14 protein-coding genes and 2 pseudogenes are annotated in these 18,789 nt (G+C 73.3%); 3 read left to right on the top strand and 13 right to left on the bottom strand.

Going from position 1 to position 18,789, the window contains the following annotated elements; translation table 11 throughout:
* The first annotated feature begins 4 nt into the window (after positions 1–4).
* Positions 5–1,153, top strand: coding sequence for an MFS transporter (locus ACI793_RS00505; RefSeq protein ID WP_456604412.1), 1,149 nt, complete (start codon positions 5–7; stop codon positions 1,151–1,153).
* Positions 1,154–1,249: 96 nt separating this feature from the next.
* Here ACI793_RS00505 and ACI793_RS00500 read toward each other — a convergent pair whose 3' ends face one another.
* The 12 genes and pseudogenes from ACI793_RS00500 to ACI793_RS00445 all read right to left on the bottom strand — a co-directional run bounded on the left by ACI793_RS00500 (position 1,250) and on the right by ACI793_RS00445 (position 13,147).
* Entirely contained in the window at positions 1,250–2,281 is a 1,032-nt protein-coding gene (locus tag ACI793_RS00500) for an ABC transporter ATP-binding protein (RefSeq protein WP_456604411.1), read from the bottom strand.
* A complete protein-coding gene (locus tag ACI793_RS00495; RefSeq protein WP_456604410.1) occupies positions 2,278–3,348 on the bottom strand; it encodes an ABC transporter ATP-binding protein in 1,071 nt (356 codons plus the stop codon). The genes ACI793_RS00500 and ACI793_RS00495 overlap by 4 nt, the downstream gene beginning before the upstream one ends.
* Positions 3,345–4,301: an ABC transporter permease gene (locus ACI793_RS00490; RefSeq protein ID WP_456604409.1), complete on the bottom strand. Its 957-nt coding sequence runs from the start codon at positions 4,299–4,301 to the stop codon at positions 3,345–3,347. Before ACI793_RS00490 ends, ACI793_RS00495 begins: the two co-directional genes overlap by 4 nt.
* Before the next feature lie 76 nt (positions 4,302–4,377).
* Entirely contained in the window at positions 4,378–5,319 is a 942-nt protein-coding gene (locus ACI793_RS00485) for an ABC transporter permease (protein WP_456604783.1), read from the bottom strand.
* Positions 5,316–6,833, bottom strand: coding sequence for an ABC transporter substrate-binding protein (locus tag ACI793_RS00480; RefSeq protein ID WP_456604408.1), 1,518 nt, complete (start codon positions 6,831–6,833; stop codon positions 5,316–5,318). Before ACI793_RS00480 ends, ACI793_RS00485 begins: the two co-directional genes overlap by 4 nt.
* 188 nt (positions 6,834–7,021) lie before the next feature.
* Positions 7,022–7,177: a hypothetical protein gene (locus tag ACI793_RS00475; protein WP_456604407.1), complete on the bottom strand. Its 156-nt coding sequence runs from the start codon at positions 7,175–7,177 to the stop codon at positions 7,022–7,024.
* A gap of 13 nt (positions 7,178–7,190) precedes the next feature.
* Positions 7,191–7,991: a class E sortase gene (locus ACI793_RS00470; RefSeq protein WP_456604406.1), complete on the bottom strand. Its 801-nt coding sequence runs from the start codon at positions 7,989–7,991 to the stop codon at positions 7,191–7,193.
* A 250-nt stretch (positions 7,992–8,241) separates the two neighbouring features.
* Positions 8,242–9,024 (bottom strand): annotated as a pseudogene (locus ACI793_RS00465) (acyl-CoA dehydrogenase family protein); the annotation flags it as partial.
* A gap of 99 nt (positions 9,025–9,123) precedes the next feature.
* Positions 9,124–9,456: pseudogene (locus tag ACI793_RS00460) on the bottom strand (acyl-CoA dehydrogenase family protein); the annotation flags it as partial.
* 89 nt (positions 9,457–9,545) lie between these two features.
* Positions 9,546–10,415 carry a MaoC family dehydratase gene (locus tag ACI793_RS00455; protein ID WP_456604405.1) on the bottom strand — a complete coding sequence of 290 codons (870 nt, stop codon included), beginning with the start codon at positions 10,413–10,415 and terminating at the stop codon, positions 9,546–9,548.
* On the bottom strand, positions 10,415–11,767 hold the full coding sequence (locus ACI793_RS00450; RefSeq protein ID WP_456604404.1) for a 3-oxoacyl-ACP reductase: 1,353 nt from the start codon (positions 11,765–11,767) through the stop codon (positions 10,415–10,417). Before ACI793_RS00450 ends, ACI793_RS00455 begins: the two co-directional genes overlap by 1 nt.
* 84 nt (positions 11,768–11,851) lie before the next feature.
* On the bottom strand, positions 11,852–13,147 hold the full coding sequence (locus ACI793_RS00445) for an acetyl-CoA C-acetyltransferase (RefSeq protein WP_456604403.1): 1,296 nt from the start codon (positions 13,145–13,147) through the stop codon (positions 11,852–11,854).
* Between the two features lie 60 nt (positions 13,148–13,207).
* Here ACI793_RS00445 and ACI793_RS00440 point away from each other — a divergent pair, with 60 nt between their 5' ends.
* On the top strand, positions 13,208–13,909 hold the full coding sequence (locus tag ACI793_RS00440; RefSeq protein WP_456604402.1) for a TetR family transcriptional regulator: 702 nt from the start codon (positions 13,208–13,210) through the stop codon (positions 13,907–13,909).
* The gene (locus ACI793_RS00435; protein ID WP_456604401.1) at positions 13,906–15,954 is read left to right on the top strand and encodes an acyl-CoA dehydrogenase family protein; all 2,049 of its coding nucleotides are present in this window, start codon (positions 13,906–13,908) and stop codon (positions 15,952–15,954) included. Before ACI793_RS00440 ends, ACI793_RS00435 begins: the two co-directional genes overlap by 4 nt.
* 84 nt (positions 15,955–16,038) lie before the next feature.
* Here the strand turns inward: ACI793_RS00435 and ACI793_RS00430 are convergent, their stop codons facing one another.
* The gene (locus ACI793_RS00430; RefSeq protein WP_456604400.1) at positions 16,039–18,759 is read right to left on the bottom strand and encodes a SpoIIE family protein phosphatase; all 2,721 of its coding nucleotides are present in this window, start codon (positions 18,757–18,759) and stop codon (positions 16,039–16,041) included.
* Positions 18,760–18,789: the final 30 nt, after the last annotated feature.

The following is an 18,789-nucleotide window of genomic DNA, read 5'->3' as shown; positions in this document are numbered from 1 at the left end:
GGCCGTGGCGCTCGTCCTCGTCGCGCTGTGCCTGCGCGCGCCCTTCGCCGCCGTCGGCCCGCTGCTCGGCCAGCTGGGGGACGAGCTCGGTCTGTCCACCGGCTCCCTGGCCGTCGTCACCGCGCTGCCGCTGGTCTGCTTCGGGCTGGTGTCGCCGTTCGCGCCGGCGCTGGCCGCCCGCTGGGGCGTGCACGGCGCCGTGCTCGCCGGGGTCGCGCTGATCGCCGCGGGCGTGCTGCTCCGGGTCGCCGGGGCACCGGGCCTGTTCGCCGGCACCGTGCTGCTCAGCGGCGGCATCGCGGTGGGCAACGTGCTCCTGCCCGCCGTCGCCCGGGCCGAGTACGGGGCGCGGGCCGCCGTCGTCCTCGGGCTGATCACCGCCGCGATGTCGGGCTCGGCCAGCATCGGCGCGGGGCTGGCCCGGCCGCTGTCCGACGCCGCCGGCAGCGCCGTCGCGGGCCTGCTGCTGTGGGGCGTGCTCGTGCTGGTCGCGCTGCTGGCGATGGGAGCACTGGCCCGCGCGCGGCGCGGCGTCCCGCGGCCCGAGGCCGCCCCGTCCGGCGCCCGCACCGGGATGCTGCGCGATCCGGTGGCGCTGGCGGTCACCCTGTTCTTCGGGTTCCAGTCGCTGTCGTTCTACGCGATGCTCACCTGGCTGGCCGACGTGCTGGAGGCGGAGTCCGGCGTCTCCCCCGTCGCGGCCGGCGGGCTGCTCGCCGTCGCCACCGGGCTGGCGGTGCCGCTGGCCCTCGTCGTCCCGGGGCTGTCCGGCCGCCGCCCCGGCCAGCAGCCGTGGGTGCTGCTGGGCACCCTGCCCGTGGTGGTGGCGATCCTCGGGCTGCTGGTCGCCCCGGCCTCGGCGCCGCTGCTGTGGGCGGTGCTCTACGGGCTGGGCAGCGGCACGGCGTTCCCGCTGTCGATGATGCTGATCGTCGCCCGCAGCCGCGACGTCGCGCAGACCGGCCGGCTGTCGGCCACCGCGCAGAGCGTCGGCTACCTGCTCGCCGCGACCGGCCCGCTGGGCGTGGGCCTGCTGCACGACGCCACCGGGGCGTGGGAGCCGGGGCTGGCGCTCATGCTCACCGCCGTCGTCCTCCAGCTGGTCGTGGGGCTCGCCGCCGCCCGGCCCCGGTTGGTGAGCGCCGCCGCCTGACCCCCGCGCCGCCATGATCAGGTGACCTGATCATGGCGCCTCCTCCCTCACGGTGGGCGGTGAGGGAGGACGCTCGGCGGTGAGGGAGGACGTCGTTCAGGACTCGGCGGTGACGCCCTCCGGGGCGGTCGCCGGGGTGCCGACGACGCCGTGCAGGTGGCACGCCGCCTGCTGGCCGGGCGCCCCGACGGGCTGCAGCGCGGGATCGACGTCGTCGCAGGGCTCGAACACGTACGGGCACCGGGTCCGGAAGCGGCAGCCACTGGGGACGGCGGCCGGTGAGGGGACGTCGCCGGTGAGCACGATCCGCTTGCGCTGCCGTTCGAGCTTCGGGTGCGGCAGCGGCACCGCGGAGAGCAGCGCCTGCGTGTAGGGCATCTGCGGATCCGTGCCGACCGCGTCCGCCGGGCCGATCTCCACCACGCGGCCCAGGTACATGACCGCGATCCGGTCCGAGATGTGCCGCACCGCCGAGAGGTCGTGCGAGATGAACAGCAGCGTGAGCCCGAGCTGCCGCTGCAGCCGGCGCAGCAGGTTGAGCACCTGCGCCTGCACGCTGACGTCCAGGGAGGCGATCGCCTCGTCGCAGACCAGGAAGTCCGGCTCCCCGGCCAGCGCCCGGGCGATGCCGACGCGCTGGCGCTGACCGCCGGAGAACTCGTGCGGGTACCGGCCCGCGACGGCCGGGTCCAGCCCCACCAGCTCGAGCAGCTCGGCCACGCGGGCGACCTTGTCGCGGCCCGTGCGGAGCCCGTGCACCTCGAGTGGCTCGCTCACCGTCTGGGCGACCGTGCGGCGGGGGTCCAGGGAGGCGAACGGGTCCTGGAAGACCATGCCGGCCCGGCGGCGCAGCTCCTTGAGCCGGCGCCCCTGCAGCCCGGTGATGTCGGTGCCGTCGAAGCTGATGGTGCCGCCGGTCGAGGGCACCAGCCGGAGCAGCGCGTTGCCCAGCGTCGACTTCCCGCAGCCGGACTCGCCCACCAGGCCCAGCGTCTCCCCGCGGAGGATGTCCAGATCCACGCCGTCCACGGCGCGCAGCACCCCGGTGGGCGTCTTGCGGAACCCGCCTCCCCCGACCGGGAAGTGCACCTCCAGTCCGCGGGCGGAGACGAGGACGTCGTCGCTCATCGCGGGCCTCCTCCCGCGTGGGGAGCCAGGCGAGCGGCCGTGCTCCCGGAGCCGGGCGCGCCCTCCGTGCACCAGGTGGCGGCGCGGTGCGGCAGGGCCACGTCCGCCGACCCGATGACCGCCAGCGGCGGCTGCTCGGTCTCGCAGCGGGCGTCGCCGCGCACCGGGCAGCGCGGCCAGAACACGCAGCCCTCCGGCAGGTCGGTCGGGGCAGGCGGCACACCGGGCACCGTGGCCAGGTCGGGGACGACGCCGTCGACGGCCGGCTGCGCCAGGTCGGGCAGCGCGCCCAGCAGCCCGCGCGTGTAGGGGTGCGACGGGTTCTCCAGGACGTCGTCGACCGTGCCGTCCTCGACGCACCGCCCGCCGTACATGACCAGCACCCGGTCGGCGATCCCCGCGACCACCCCGAGGTCGTGGGTGATCCAGATGACCCCGGTGCCGTGCTCCTCCTGCAGCTTCGCGACCAGGTCGATGATCTGCGCCTGCACGGTGACGTCCAGCGCCGTCGTCGCCTCGTCGGCGATGAGCAGCGCCGGGGAGTTCGACAGCGCGATCGCGATGATCACCCGCTGCCGCATGCCCCCGGAGAGCTCGTGCGGATAGCGGTCCAGCGCACCGACGGGGTCGGGCAGCCCCACCTCACCGAGCAGGTCGGCCGCCCTGCGCCGGGCGGCGGCCTTGTCCATGTCGCTGTGCGCACGGATGCCCTCGACCAGCTGCCGGCCGACGGTGAGCACCGGGTTGAGCGAGGTCATCGGGTCCTGGAACACCATGCCGGCGCCCGGTCCGCGGACCTGCCGCAGCCGCTCCGGCTTCATGGTGAGCAGGTCCTCGCCCTGCAGCAGCGCCCGCCCGGTCACCGTCGCCACCCGCGCCGGCAGGAGCCCCAGCAGGGCCAGCACCGAGACGCTCTTGCCGCTGCCCGACTCCCCCACCACGGCCACGGTCTCGCCGGGGCCGACGCTGTAGGACAGCCCGTTCACGACGTCGGCCGGGCCGCGCGGGGTGCGCAGCCGGACCCGCAGGTCCTCGACCTCCAGCACCGGCGCCGTCGATCCCGTCATCGCCCACTCCCGGCCATGAGCGTGCGCTGGCGTGGGTCGAGGACGTCCCGGAGCCCGTCCCCGAGCAGGTTGAAGCAGAGCACGGTCAGGAAGATCGCCATCCCGGGGAAGAAGGCCAGCCACCAGGCGTCCTGGATGAACCCGCGCCCCTCGGCGAGCATCCGCCCCCAGGACGGGTTGGGTGGCTGCGTGCCCAGGCCGAGGAAGGAGAGCGCCGCCTCGGCCAGCACCGCGAAGGCCAGGCTGATCGAGGTCTGCACGATGATCGGCGGCGCGGCGTTGGGCAGCACGTGCCGGGTGAGCAGCCGGAAGTCCGAGGCGCCCACCGAGCGGGACGCCCGCACGTAGACCTCCTCGCGGACGCCGAGGACGCTGGCCCGCGTCACCCGCGCGAAGATCGGGATGTAGACGATGCCGATCGCCAGCGCGGTGTTGCCCGAGCCGGCCCCGCGGACGGCGAGGATGGCGATGGCCAGGAGCACCGCCGGGAAGGCGAAGAGCATGTCCATGATCCGCATGAGGACGTCGTCGACCCACCGGCCGTAGTAGCCCGCGAGCAGGCCGATGAGCGTGCCGATCAGCAGCGCGATGCCGACCGCGAGGAAGCCCACCCGGAGCGAGACGGCGGCGCCGAGGATCACGCGGCTGAGGATGTCCCGGCCGATGTCGTCGGTGCCGAACGGGTGCGACCAGCTCGGCGGCTGCAGCCGGTCCTCGACGGAGGTCTCGTTCGGTCCCTGCGGCGCGAGCGCCTCGTCGAAGAACGACATCAGGATGATGCCGATGAGCACCACGCCGGCGACGGCGGCCGTCGGGTTGCGCGCCAGCAGGCTCAGCGTCTCCCGCCACCGCGGGCGGGCCGGGCGCAGGGTCGTCGGTCCCGGAGAGGTGTCCTTCGCGTCGCCCTGACCGGCGACCGGGGAGTCCGGCGGGGGCACTGGCGCGCCGGTCATGGCAGCAGGCCTCGGCTGGGAGTCACCGGCAGCAGGCCCCGGTTGGGAGTGACCGGCGGCAGGCCCCGGGTGCGCGTCATCGCCGGATCCGCGGGTCGATGGCGGTGTAGAGCAGGTCCACGACCAGGTTGATGACCAGGAAGACGACGGCGAACAGCAGGATCGCGCCCTGCAGGACCGGGTAGTCGCGGGCCTCGACCGACTGCAGCGCCAGCTGCCCCAGGCCCGGCCAGGCGAAGACGATCTCCACGACGACGACGCCGGACAGCAGGTAGGCCAGTTGCACGCCGGTGACCGTGACCAGCGGCAGCAGCGCGTTGCGCAGCACGTGCCAGGTGAACACCTGCCGCTGCGGCAGTCCCTTGGCCTGCGCCGTCCGCACGTGGTCCGCCCCGATCGCCTCCAGGACGCTGGACCGCACGAACCGGGTGATCACCGCACCCGACACCGTGCCGGTCACCACCGCCGGCATGACCAGCCGCTGCAGCCAGCCCAGCGGGTCGTCGCTGAGCGGCACGTACCCACCCGTCGGCAGCCAGCCCAGCGTCCCGGCGAACACCAGGATCAGCACGATCGCCATCCAGAAGTCGGGCACCGAGATGCCGAACTGGCTGATCACCGTGGCGAACCGGTCGACCAGCGATCGGGGCCGGAGTGCGGAGATCGTGCCCAGGGGGATCGCGATCAGCAGCGCCACGAGGATCGAGGCGAAGGCGAGGGTGAGCGTGGCGGGCAGGCGCTCGGCGATCAGCGAGGTGACGGTCTCCCCGCTGCGGAAGCTGACCCCCAGATCGCCGGTGATCGCCCCGCCCAGCCAGGTGAAGAACTGCTGGATCAGCGGCAGGTCCAGGCCGGACCGCTCCCGCAGGGTGTCGTAGGTCTCCTGCGAGAAGCGGGTGCCCAGCGAGAGCCGCACCGGATCACCCGGTACGAGGTGCACCAGGGCGAAGACGATGACGCTGACCCCCGCCAGCACCACCACCGACTGACCGGCGCGGCGGAGGAGGTACCCGGTCAGGGCAGCTCCACGTTCTCGAAGTTGATCGCCTTGTCCGCGCGGATCTGGTAGCCGGACAGCTCCGGGTCCCAGGCCTGCACGACGTCGGGGTTGTAGAGGTAGAGGTAGGACACGTCGTCGACGATGATCTTCGCCGCCTGGTCGTAGATCTCCTTGCGGGCCTCGTCGTCGGTCTCCGTCGCGCCCTGCTGCAGCAGCGCGTCGACCTCCGGGTTGCTGTAGCCCTGGTAGTTGTTCGGCCCGTCGGTCTGGTGCTGCTCCTGGTAGTAGGCCGCGGGGTCGAGGTTGCCCAGCCACCCCAGGTAGAAGGCGTCGTACTCACCCTCGCCCTGGCGGTCCAGCCAGGTGGCGAAGTCCAGCGTCTCGATCTGCACGTCGATGCCGATCTCGTCCAGCTGGCTGGCGATGACCTGGGCGGCGGTGACCGTCTCCGGGAACTCGTCGGTGACCATCAGGCCCATGGTCAGCGGGGTCGTCACGCCCGCCTGCTGGAGCAGCTGCCGGGCCTGGTCGACGTCGCGCTCGAACGGGGCGTAGTCGTAGTGGAAGAAGCTGTCCTCGGGGATCGCGGTCTGGTTCGGCTGGGCCGCGCCGAACCAGGCGGCCTCCGCCACGGCCTCGCGGTCGACCCCGTAGGAGATCGCGCGCCGCACGTCAGGGTTGTCGAACGGCGGGCGGTCGTAGTTCATGGACATGTACCAGTAGTCGACGCTGGGCGTCGTCTGCAGCTCCACGGAGTCGTCGCCGGCCAGGGACTCGATCCGCTGCGGCGGGACGTTGTCGGTCCACTGCACCTCGCCGTTCTGCAGCGCCGTCAGCGCCGCGGCCGGCTCGGTGATGTAGCGGAACTCGACGCCGTCGACGCTGGGTTCCCCGCCCCAGTAGTCCTCGTAGGCGGTGAGGACGGTGCTGCTGGCGTCGGAGCTCTCCAGCTCGAAGGGGCCGGTGCCGTTGGCCTCGGTGGTCAGGTCCAGGTCCTCGGCGGCGTTCTCCGGCAGGATCGCCATGCCCTTGAACGAGCCGATCCGCTCGAGCAGGTTCGGCGTCGGCTGGGAGAGGGTGATGACGACGGTCTGCGGGCCGTCTGCCTCGACCGACTCGACGTTCTGGAACCGGAAGGCGTTGCTCAGCTCCTCGTCGATGATCCGGTTGTAGGAGTAGACGACGTCCGCGGAGTCGAACTCGCTGCCGTCGTGGAACGTGACGTCGTCGCGCAGCGTGAAGGTCCAGGTGAGCCCGTCCTCGCTGGTCTCCCACGACTCGGCGAGGCTCGGCTCGAAGGTGAGGTCCTCAGCACTCGGGACCACCAGGGTGTCGTAGACGTTCTCCAGCACCTGGAAGCTCGGGTACGCCGTGGTGACGTGCGGGTCGAACTGGTCGGGCTGGGCGCTGACGGCGGCGACCAGCGTGTTGTCACCACCGCCACCGCCGGTGTCCACGGACTCGCCGCCACCGCAGGCGCTCAGCGCGAGGGCGCCGGTCGCAGCCAGCGCGAGGGGTCGGATGGCGCGCACGGGGGCCTCCAGGTGCATCGAGGATCGTCGTCCGCCCTCGACCTTTCACCCGTCCGCGCAGGTCGGCCACCCGAAGACGGCCCTGACGGCGATCGTTGCCGTCTCGCAACATCACGCCCCGCCCCACCCGAGGGAGCGTTCCGCTTGTCCCGGAGAAGCAGGCGGCTTCTCCGCGGAGAAGCCGGGGATCAGTCGACGGTGACGTCGTTGAACGGCAGCCGGGGCTCCACCCACGGGAAGACGACGAACAGCAGCAGCGCGACCACCGCGGCCAGCAGGACGAGCGAGAGCACCGCCCTGCTCGCGGTGCCGCCCGGGAGGTGGCGCCAGATCCAGCCGTACATGCGGGCCTCCGGGTCAGCGGTCGTACAGGGCGTCGGGGCCGTCGGGGTACTGCGCCTTGCTGAGCGCACCGCCGTCGAGACGCGCGTGGATGATCAGCCGCTGCCGCGCGGAGTAGCGGGGATGGCAGGTGGTGAGCGTCAGGTAGGCGCCCGAGGGCGGCGCGCCCGCGGCCGCGTTCGGCGTCGGCGAGACGACCTCCACCGCGGACGGGCTGACGATGTGCATCCCGGGGATGCCGGACGGGTCGGCGTCGACGTCGCCGGTCGCGGGGTCGCCCAGCACCCGGTAGACGAACCAGCTGTCGGCGGTCTCCACGACGATCGGGTCACCGGGCCGCATCGTGTCCAGCTCGAGGAACGGCGAGCCCTTGCCGACCCGGTGGCCGGCCAGCCCGACGTTGCCCGGCTCCCCCGGCATCGCGGAGTCCACGTAGTGGCCCGGGCCCTGGGAGAGCTGCTCCTCGTCCGTGCCCTCGAGGATCACCCGGGTGTAGTCCTCGCCCAGCCGCGGGATGCGCAGCACGGCGAACGGGTCACCGACCTCGACCGGGGGGACCGTCGCCGACGCCGCAGGGACCGCGTCCGGCGCCGGGTCGGGCGACGATTCCCACTCGTCGCGCCGTTCCGAGGATTGCCACTCGTCGCGCAGTTCCTCGGCCAGTTCGTCCTGCCGCTGCGCTGTCAGCAGGTCGGTCACGTAGACCTCGTAGACGACGAACAGGAGCAGGACCAGTCCGGCGGTGACCAGCAGCTCGCCGACCCCGCGGGCCGCGGTGCGCCACCACTGCGAGCTTCCGGGCTCCGGACCTCGCACCTCTGCTCCTCGACGTCGTGGGCACGGTGCCCCGGCCGCGGGCCCCAGCATGCCCGAGACCCGGCATCCGGGACCGCCGCGGACGGACCGGTCCACTGCTCGTGCGGCGCAGTTCAACCCTGCGGCATCCCCCGTTCACCTGTCCGGCGAGAGCCCACCCCCGCTTACCGAGACGGACCTCGCCATACGGCAGCGGACCTCGCGGTGTACCCCGAGGTCCGCCACCGCACGGCGCGGGCCGGACGAGCGGTCAGCGGACGTGGACGCCCGAGATCGTGCGGGCGATGACCAGCCGCTGGATCTCCGAGGTGCCCTCGAAGATCGTGTAGATCTTGGCGTCGCGCGCCATCCGCTCGACCGGGTAGTCGCGCGTGTAGCCGTTGCCGCCGAGGATCTGCATCGCCTGCTCGGTGACCCGCACGGCGGTCTCCCCCGCGACGAGCTTGGACATCGAGCCTTCGGCGGCGGTGAACTGCTGGCCGTTGCGGGCCATCCACGCAGCCCGCCACACCAGCAGCCGGGCGGCGTCGATGGAGGTCTTCATGTCGGCGAGCATGAAGGCGATCGACTGGTTCTCGATGATCGCGCGCCCGAACTGCTCGCGCTGCTTCGCGTACTCCAGCGCGTAGTCGTAGGCGGCGCGGGCGACGCCGATGGCCTGGGCGCCCACCGCCGGGCGGGTGCGCTCGAAGGTCGCCATCGACGGCTGGGTGCGGCCGGTCCGCGCTCCCTCGCGGGCGCGGGCGAGGCGCTCGTCGAGCTTCTCCCGGCCACCGAGCAGGCAGTCGGCGGGGATGCGGCAGTCCTCGAGGACGACCTCGGCCGTGTGCGATGCGCGGATGCCGTGCTTGAGGAACTTCTGCCCCTGCGAGAGGCCCGGCGTCCCCGGCGGGACGACGAAGCTGGCGTGCCCGCGGGCCTTGAGCTCCGGGTCGACGACGGCGTTGACCACGTGGATGTCGGCGATGCCGCCGTTGGTCGCCCACGTCTTGGTGCCGTTGAGCACCCACTCGTCGGTCTTCTCGTCGTAGACCGCGCGGGTGCGCATCGCGCCGACGTCGGAGCCGGCGTCGGGCTCCGAGGAGCAGAACGCGGCGAGCTTCGGCTCGGCCTCGGTGCCGAACATGGCCGGCACCCACTGGCCGACCTGCTCGGGGGTGCCGTTCGCGCTCACCGACGCCGCGGCGAGGCTGGTGCCCACGATCGCCAGGCCGATCCCGGCGTCACCCCAGAAGAGCTCCTCCATGGCGATGGGGATGCCGAGACCGGACTCCTCGAAGGACTGCGTGGCGAAGAAGTCGATCGAGTAGAGCCCGATCTTCGCGGCCTCCTGGATGACCTCCCACGGGGTCTCCTCGCGCTCGTCGTACTCGTGGGCTGCGGGGCGCACGACGTCCTCGGCGAACTGGTGCACCCACTTCTGCAGCTCGATCTGGTCCTCGGTGAGTCCGAACGACACGGCCATCTGGGGGAACCTCTCTCTTCCGGTATGTCTGGCGGCCCCGTCCGGGCCCCGCCCCTGCGAGGGGTGGGAGGAGGGGGTCGGTCAGTCCTTCACAGTGCGCGGATCGTTCCGACCAGGTGCTCGGTGCCGCTGGTCGCACTCCGGACCGCCACGTCCCAGCCCCCGGCCACCTCGGCGGTGGACAGCGTGACGGTCGAGGGCAGGAACAGCGGCTTCCGGAAGGCGACGTCGACGTCGAGCGCCTCGGGCAGCCGGCCGGCCAGCCCGCCCAGCACCCGGGCCTTCACCCACATGCCGTGCGCGATCGCCCGCTTGAAGCCCAGTGCCTTCGCGGTCAGACCCGACAGGTGGATCGGGTTCACGTCACCGGAGACCTTGGCATAGCGGCGTCCGGCGTCGTCGGGCACCCGCCAGGTCGCCGCCGGGCGCTCCAGCGCGCCGACGGCGACGTCGACGTCGGCCTCGGGCGCCCCCGCCGGCGCCTTCGCACCCCGCGACAGGTAGGTCGAGCGGGAGCGCCAGACCTCCTGCCCGCCGGCCGTCGCAGTGGCGCACAGGTCGACCGTCGCGCCGCTGCGGTGCGCGGCGAAGCGCTCGGCCCACACCTCGAGGTCCAGCGCCTCGTCGGCGCGGACCGCGCGCAGCACCTCGATGCGGTTGCGCACGTGCACCAGCCCGACCATCCCCAGCGGGAAGGCGCGGTCGGTCATCAGCGCCATCTGCAGCGGGAAGGTGAGCATGTGCGGGTAGGTCGCCGGCAGGACGTCGCTCAGCGGCATCCGGCACACCCGGGCGTAGGCGGCCAGGTGGTCGCGGTCGACGGTCACGCCGTGCCGGGCCAGGTGCGTGTCGGGCAGGTCGCCGCCCCGCCCGCGGGCGGTGAGGGCGGCCTTCGCGTACAGCGCACCCAGGTTGGGCGCGGCCTCCAGGACCGTGACGTCCGACCGCGGGGCGTCCATCAGGCGCCCAGGAGCGACTGGCCGCACACCCGCACGGTCTGCCCGTTGACGCCGGCGCTGGTCGGCTGCGACAGCCAGGCGATCGTCTCGGCGACGTCGACCGGCAGCCCGCCCTGGTTCAGCGAGTTCAGCCGGGCCCCCACCTCGCGGGTGCCGAACGGCATCTTCGCCGTCATCTCGGTGACGATGAAGCCGGGGGCGACGGCGTTGATGGTCGCGCCGCGCTCGGCGAAGGCGGGCGCCCACGCGCGCACCATGCCGATCACGCCGGCCTTGGACGCCGCGTAGTTGGTCTGCCCGCGGTTGCCGGCGATGCCCGACTGCGAGGAGACGCAGACGACGCGGGCGCCGGGGTTGAGGACGTCGCCGTCGAGCAGCGCCTGGGTGATGTCCAGCTGCGCCTGCAGGTTCACCGACATGACCGAGTTCCAGCGGGCGGCGTCCATGTTGACCAGCAGCTTGTCGCGGGTGATCCCGGCGTTGTGCACGATGACGTCCACGCCGCCGTGCCGCTCGCGCAGGTGCTCCACGAGCCGCTGGGCGGCATCGGGAGCGGTGATGTCCAGCTGCAGCGCCGTCCCGCCGATGCGGTTGGCCACCGCCGCCAGGCTGTCGCCGGCCGCGGGGATGTCCACGGCCACGACGTGCGCGCCGTCCCGGGCCATGACGTCGGCGATCGAGGCGCCGATGCCCCGGGCCGCGCCCGTGACGACGGCGACCTTGCCGGCCAGCGGCTTCCCGGCGTCCTGAGCGGCGGGCACGTCGGCGGCCGAGAGCGTGACGCCCTGCCCGTCGACGTAGGCGGAGCGGCCGGAGAGGAAGAAGGTCAGCGGCCCGGCGACGCCCGACTCGGCACCCTCGGGCACGTAGATCGCGTTGGCCGTCGAGCCGTCGCGCAGCTCCTTGCCGATCGAGCGGGTCAGCCCGTCGACGGCCTGGCGGGCGGCGGCCTGCGCCGGGGAGTCGGCGTCGGCCGGCGGGTCGGTCAGGATCACCACGCGGCCGTTGGCGCGCAGCCGCTTGACCGCCGGGGCGAGGAAGTCGTGCGCCGCGGCGAGGTCGGCCGGGCCGGTCACGCCGGTGGCGTCGAGGACGACCGCGCCGAGCTTCTCCCCGCTCGCATCGCCGTCGGCGACGACGGGTGACAGCACCGTCACCCCGGCGTCGCGGAGGACGCCCGTGACGGTGTCGCGCAGCCGGCCCTGCCCGGCCGAGCCGACGACCGCCGGCCCCTCGAGCAGCGGGTCGCCGGGCTCGTAGCGGCGGAGCACGCCGGGCCGGGGCAGGCCGAGCTGCTTGGTGAGGGTGGTGCCGACGCCGGAGTTCGCGAAGTTGGTGTACCAGTCAGCCACGGGGGTGTTCCTTCCGAGATCCCTGCTTCTCCGCGGTGAAGCGGCGCGCTCTACCGCGGAGAAGCAGGAGAGGGGGGGTCTGGGTCAGGACTCGAGGATGGCGACGACGCCCTGGCCGCCGGCGGCGCAGATGGAGATCAGACCGCGCTTGCCCGGGCCCGCCTCGTGCAGCATCTTCGCCAGCGAGGCGACGATCCGGCCGCCGGTCGCGGCGAACGGGTGGCCGGCCGCCAGCGAGGAGCCGTTGACGTTCAGCTTGGACCGGTCGATCGAGCCCAGCGGCGCGTCGAGGCCCAGCTTCTCCTTGCAGAACGCCGGGTCCTGCCAGGCCTTCATCGTCGAGAGCACCGTGGAGGCGAAGGCCTCGTGGATCTCGTAGAAGTCGAAGTCCTGCAGGGTCAGGCCGTTGCGCGCGAGCATCACGGGGACGGCGTAGACCGGGGCCATCAGCAGCCCCTCGCCGCCGTGCACGTAGTCGACGGCAGCGGTCTGCGCGTCGACCAGGTGCGCCAGCACCGGCAGCCCCTTGGCCTCGGCCCACTCGTCGGAGGCGAGCAGCACCGCGGAGGCACCGTCGGTCAGCGGGGTCGAGTTGCCCGCCGTCATCGTGGCGCCCTCGCCCTTGCCGAAGACCGGCTTGAGCTTCGCCAGCTTCTCGACGCTGGAGTCGGGGCGCAGGTTGTTGTCCCGGGTCAGGCCCAGGTACGGCGTCACCAGGTCGTCGAAGAAGCCGCGGTCGTAGGCGGCGGCCATGTTCTGGTGCGAGCGGACGGCGAGCTCGTCCTGCTCCTCGCGGCCGATCTCCCACTCCTTCGCGGTGATCGCGGCGTGGTCGCCCATCGCCAGGCCGGTGCGCGGCTCGGCGTTGCGCGGCATGTCCGGCACGAGCTGGCCCGGGCGGATCTTCGCCAGCGCCTTGAGCCGCTGCTGGAGCGTCTTGGCGTTGTTCAGCGAGATGAGCACGCGGCGCAGGTCGTCGCCCACGGCCAGCGGGGCGTCGGAGGTGGTGTCGACGCCGCCGGCGATGCCCGACTCGATCTGCCCGAGGGCGATCTTGTTGGCCACCAGGATCGCGGCCTCGAGCCCGGTGCCGCACGCCTGCTGGATGTCGTAGGCCGGCGTCGTGGCCGCCAGCGTCGAGCCGAGCACCGACTCGCGGGTCAGGTTGAAGTCACGCGCGTGCTTGAGGACGGCGCCGGCGACGACCTCGCCCACCTGCTCCCCCTGGAGCCCGAACCGGGCGACCAGCCCGTCCAGGGTCGCGGTGAGCATGTCCTGGTTGGACGCCTGCGCGTACGCGGAGTTGGATCGGGCGAACGGGATGCGGTTCCCGCCGACGATCGCCGCCTTGCGGGTCGCCGGCTTCGCGGTGTCAGCCATGGGGACCTCCGGGGGTCGGGTGAGTGGCCGGTACTGAGAGTACGCGGTACTGTTGATCACATGAAAGCCGAGGCGGTGAGACGCTCCTCGCAGTCCCTCGGGGGCGCCCCGCGGGCCTCCGGCAATGTCACCCAGGCACGCGACCGGCGCGACTCGAGGTGGGACGAGCACCGCCGCGCGCGCCGGGAACAACTCGTCCAGGCGACGCTCACCGCCGTCGCCCGGCACGGCGCGGGCGTCGGCATGGACGAGATCGCCGCCGCGGCCGGCACCAGCAAGACGGCCGTCTACCGGCACTTCGCCGACCGCTCGCAGCTCTACGTGGCGGTCTGCACCGAGGTCGCCGAGCGGCTGCTGGCCGAGCTGCGGACGGCGATGCGCAGCAGCTCCGACCCGCACGGCATGACCGCCGCCGCGATCGGTACCTACCTCGCCTTCCTCGAGGCCGAGCCGGAGGTCTACCGCTTCGTCGTCTCCCAGCACCCGGCCGAGGACGCCGACCCCATCGCCAACCTGGCCGACCTCGTCGGCGACCAGGCGGCGGCCCTCATGGCGCTCGCCCTCGAGCAGGCCGGCCGCGACTCCGGCCCCGCCGACGCATGGGGCCACGGCCTGGTGGGGATGGTCCGGTCGGCGGCCGACTGGTGGCTGCGGGCCGGCCGCCCCATGCTCCGCACCGAACTGGCCGCACACCTGACCGATCTCGCCTGGGCCGGACTCTCCGGCGTCGTGGCACCCGCGCACCCGTTGGAGGGAAAGTGACGAGCACCCCGAACACCTCGGTCGACCCCAAGGTCCTCCAGGAGGTCCTGGACGGCCGCTGGGCGCACGTCCGCCGGGACGCCCGCGAGAACCTCGACGACCCGGAGATGCTGCCGGTGTACGGGGAGACCATGCAGGAGGCCCGTGACCGCGTCACCCGCATGTCGAAGAAGCTGGCCGATTCCGGCCGCGTCGTCCTGGGCTTCCCCAAGGAGTACGGCGGCCAGGACGACTCCGGCGGCTCCGTGACCTCCATCGAGATGGTCGCGTTCAACGACCTCTCGATCATGGTGAAGACCGGCGTCCAATGGGGCCTGTTCGGCGGCGCCCTGCAGCTGCTGGGCACCCGGCGCCACCACGAGAAGTACCTGCGCGACGTCATGAGCTTCGACCTGCCCGGCTGCTTCGCGATGACCGAGACCGGCCACGGCTCCGACGTCCAGCAGCTGCGCACCACGTGCACCTACGACCCGCGGACGCAGACCTTCGACCTGCACACCCCGCACCAGGCCGCGCGCAAGGACTACATCGGCAACGCGGCCAAGGACGGCCGGATGGCGGTGGTCTTCGCCCAGCTGATCACCCAGGGGAAGAACCACGGCGTGCACGCCTGGCTGGTGCCCATCCGCGACGCGGACGGCACCCCCTGCCCGGGCGTCACCATCGGAGACGACGGCCCGAAGGCCGGTCTCGCGGGCGTGGACAACGGCCGGCTGAGCTTCGACCACGTGACCGTGCCGCGCGACATGCTGCTGGACCGCTACGGGCAGGTCGCCGAGGACGGCACCTACACCAGCTCGATCGAGAACGAGACCCGGCGCTTCTTCACCATGCTGGGCACGCTGGTGCGCGGCCGGGTCAGCGTCGGCGGCTCCGCCGGGTCGGCGACCAAGCTGGCCCTGGACATCGCCGTCCGCTACGGCGACGTGCGCCGCCAGTTCGCCGCCCCCGGCGAGGACCGCGAGATCGTCATCAACGACTACCTCGTGCACCAGCGCAAGCTCCTGCCGGCGCTGGCCAAGACCTACGCGCTGCACTTCGCGCAGGGCGAGCTCGTCTCGACGATGCACGACGTCCAGACGGCGGTGCACGTGCACGGCCAGGAGATCGACGAGCAGGCCCAGCGCGAGCTGGAGTCCCGCGCCGCCGGGCTCAAGGTGGCCCAGACCGCGCACGCCACCGCCACCATCCAGATGTGCCGCGAGGCCTGCGGGGGTGCGGGCTACCTCCAGGAGAACCGGCTGCCGCACCTCAAGGCCGACACCGACGTCTTCACCACCTTCGAGGGCGACAACACCGTCCTGCTGCAGCTGGTCGCCAAGGGCCTGCTGACCGGCTACCGGGACAACTTCGGCTCGCTCGACGGCTGGGGCCGGGTGGGCTTCGTCGCCGACATGGTCCGCGAGACGGTGCTGGAGCGGACGGCGGCGCGTGCGCTGATCGCCCGGCTCGTGGACGCCGTCCCGGGTGTGGACGACGTGCCGATGCTGGAGCGCGGCTGGCAGCTGAAGATGCTGGAGTTCCGCGAGAAGCACTCGCTGGAGGGCGCGATCCGCCGGCTCCGCAAGAACTCCACCACCGAGGGCATGGCGCCCTTCGACATGTTCAACGACGTCCAGGACCACGTCCTGAAGTCGGCCCAGACGCACATCGACCGGGTCGTGCTCGAGGCCTTCGTCGAGGGCGTGGACCGCACGACGGACCCCGCCGCGAGGCAGCTCCTGGACAGCGTCTGCGACCTCTACGCGCTGTCCACCATCGAGGCGGACAAGGCCTGGTTCCTCGAGCACGGCCAGCTCACCCCGGCCCGGGCCAAGGCGCTGACCTCGACGGTGAACGGGCTGCTCAAGGAGCTGCGGCCGCACCTGGTCACGCTGGTCGACGCCTTCGCCATCCCGGACGCGTGGAAGGCCGCGGCGATCCTGGAGGAGGAGCCCGGGCGCCAGGAGGCCATGGCCGCCCGGGACGCCGAACTGCGTGCGCGGAACGGCGAGGACACCGTCGAGGGCACCGCGACCGACCTGGACGTCCCCCCGGGCCAGTGATCCCCCGCGATCATCGGGTTGTTGCCACCGACACGCGCCGCCACGCCGCGCACACCGGCAACAACCCGATGATCGTCCCCCGGATCAGCCGAGGCGGAGGGCGAGGACGGCGACGTCGTCCTCGGCGTCCGGCAGGAACATCCGCCGCAGCACCCGGTCGCACACCTCGTCCAGCGGTAGGCCCGCGCACTCGCGCAGCACCGCCAGCAGCTCCTCGGTGCCCGCGTCGATGTCGCGGTCGCGCCGCTCGACCAGCCCGTCGGTGTACAGCAGGACCGTGGCGCCCGGGGCGAGCGCGACGGCCCGGTCCTCGCGGACGAAGCCGGGCTGGACACCGAGCAGCAGGTCGGCCTCCGCGACGTCGAGCAGGCGCACCTCGCCGTCGGCGTCGAGCAGGACCGGCGGCGGGTGGCCGGCGCTGGACCAGCGCAGCCGCATGCCGCCGGCCTCCTGCGGCTCCAGGTGGGCCACCAGCGCCGTCGCCATGGTCTCCAGCGCCAGCCCGGCGAGCGCGCGGTCGAGCTCGGTCAGCACCCCGGCCGGCGAGCCACCGCTGGAGTAGCTGATGCCGCGCAGCAGGCCGCGGACCTGCCCCATCGCCGCGGCGGCGCGGGTGTCGTGCCCGACGACGTCGCCGATGGCGAGGACGGTCGTGCCGGAGGGCTGCTGGAAGGCGTCGTACCAGTCGCCGCCGATCTCGGCGCCCGCCGCCGCCGGCACGTACCGCACCACGACCTCGCAGTCCGGGATGTCGGGCGGCTCGGTGAGCATGCTGCGCTGCAGGGCGTCGGCCAGTGCCCGCTGCTGGCCGTAGAGGCGGGCGTGGTGCAGCGCCATCCCGGCGCGCCGGCCGATCTCGACGGCGGTCTCGACATCGGCAGGCGAGTGCGCGCCCCGGTCGGCACCGTTGAGCAGGCAGAGGACGCCGACGGTCTGCCCGCGGATCGTCAAGGGCACGGCCGCCACCGACGACGGCGCCAGCTCGGTGAGCATCGCCTGCGCCTGGGGGTCGGCGAGGACCGCGGCGATCCGCTCGGGCGGCAGGTCCCGCACGACCAGCGGCTGGCCCGTGCGGAAGACCCGCCGCGGTGCACCCTCCGGCGTCACCGTCCGCACCATGCGCTGCACGTAGTCCGCCACGAACGCGCGGCGCGCGGGGTCCCGGTGCGCGCTGGCCGTCTCCTGCAGGCGGCCGTGGTCGTCGGTGCTCACGATCCAGCACCAGTCGCCCAGCCGGGGCACGACCAGCGAGGCGAGCCGCTGGAGCTGCTCGCCGGTGTCCAGCGTGCCGGACAGGACGCGGCCGGCCTCGGCCAGCAGCTCGAGCCGCTGGTTGGCCTCCGTCATGGCGGTCACCGCGCTGTCCCGGGCGGCGTCGGCCCGGAGCCGGGAGACGCTCAGCGCGATCTGCGCGGTCAGCCCCTCGAGCAGGCGCAGCTCGTCGGTGTCGAACGGGTGGTCGGTGGTCCAGTACGCGACGAAGCTGCCCAGCACCCGCCCCTCGACCAGGAGCGGCAGCGCCGCCAGGGCGCGCAGCCCCAGCATGTCGATCACCCGGGCCATGGCCGGGAAGCGGGCGACGGCCTCGTCCGGATCGCCCAGCACGACCGACTCCCCCGTGCGCGCGGTGTACTGCGTGGGCAGCGCGTCGTCGAGGGCGATGAGCACGCCGTCCTCGGGCAGCGCGGCCTCGCCGTCCCGGAAGACGTCCAGGACCCGGCGCCCCAGGTACAGCCGGGCCGCCTCCGCACCGGGCTCGCGGACGGCGACGCCGCCGGACACCGCCCCCAGCACCTCCGCGCCGCGCAGGGTGATGTCGGCGAGCTCGCCGATGCCCGTGGCGTTGGCCACCTCCACCGCCACGGCGGCGATCGCGGCCGTCCGCTGCACCGCCACCAGCCGCGACTCGGCCTGGTCCCGGGCGTCGGTCACGTCCAGGACGGTGCCGAGGATCCGTTCGGGTGCACCGTCGGCGTCGGAGAGCACCCGGCCCCGGCACACGATCCAGCGCACGCCGTCGCCGCGCCGCACGATGCGCAGCTCCACCGTGTACTGCGCGCGGGCCTCGATGGCCTCCTGCATGACCTGCTCGGCCGACTCGCGGTCGTCGGGGTGCACGTACTCGGACATGAGCAGGTCCATGGGCAGACGGAGCGCGCCCTGGTGACCGAAGATGGCGGCGCTGCGCTCGTCCCAGTCCATCTCGCCGCGCCGCAGGTCCACCTCCCAGATGCCGACGGAGCTCGCCTCCAGGGCGACCCCGAGGCGCCGGGTGGACGACGTGACGGCGGCGTTGGCGGCCGCGAGCTCCAGCTCGGCCACCACCGAGCTCGCCAGCTGCCGCAGCAGCTCGGCCTGGTCGACCGTCCACGGGCGCGGCTCGGCGTCGTACAGGGCGAGCACCCCGACCACGTGCCCGGCCGCCGTGGTCAACGGTGACCCGAGGTAGGCGCCCACGTGTCCCGAGGTGACCGCCGGCAGGCCGGCGACACGGTCGTCCGCCCGCGCATCGGGGACGGCGAGCGGGCTGCCGCCGGCCACGACGATCGCCGACAGGGGGCCGGTGAGCACCGCCGGACCCCCGACCACGCCCGCCGGCAGGCCGTGCCCGCCCACGACGACGTCCTCGTCGGTGAACAGGGTGACCTTCGCGTGGCCGGCGCCCACCAGCCGGGCGGCCAGGCCGGACAGCCGGTCGTAGGAGGCGGGCCCCGAGACCTCCGACAGCAGCCGGCGGGCCGCGGCGATGCGCACCGGGTCGGTCAGGGCGTCCTCGACCGCGGCGGTCACCTGCGAGCCGGGCACCCGAGCTCCCCCCTGGCCGTGGCCGGCGGC

Source organism: Blastococcus sp. SYSU DS0617, from assembly GCF_054051075.1.
This window is presented reverse-complemented; position numbering and strand designations above follow the sequence as displayed.

Coding starts and splice junctions, on each gene's coding strand:
- ACI793_RS00500 (WP_456604411.1), bottom strand. CDS start 2,281: ATGAGCGACGACGTCCTCGTCTCCGCCCGCGGACTGGAGGTGCACTTC.
- ACI793_RS00495 (WP_456604410.1), bottom strand. CDS start 3,348: ATGACGGGATCGACGGCGCCGGTGCTGGAGGTCGAGGACCTGCGGGTC.
- ACI793_RS00490 (WP_456604409.1), bottom strand. CDS start 4,301: ATGACCGGCGCGCCAGTGCCCCCGCCGGACTCCCCGGTCGCCGGTCAG.
- ACI793_RS00475 (WP_456604407.1), bottom strand. CDS start 7,177: ATGTACGGCTGGATCTGGCGCCACCTCCCGGGCGGCACCGCGAGCAGG.
- ACI793_RS00455 (WP_456604405.1), bottom strand. CDS start 10,415: ATGGACGCCCCGCGGTCGGACGTCACGGTCCTGGAGGCCGCGCCCAAC.
- ACI793_RS00445 (WP_456604403.1), bottom strand. CDS start 13,147: ATGGCTGACACCGCGAAGCCGGCGACCCGCAAGGCGGCGATCGTCGGC.
- ACI793_RS00440 (WP_456604402.1), top strand. CDS start 13,208: ATGAAAGCCGAGGCGGTGAGACGCTCCTCGCAGTCCCTCGGGGGCGCC.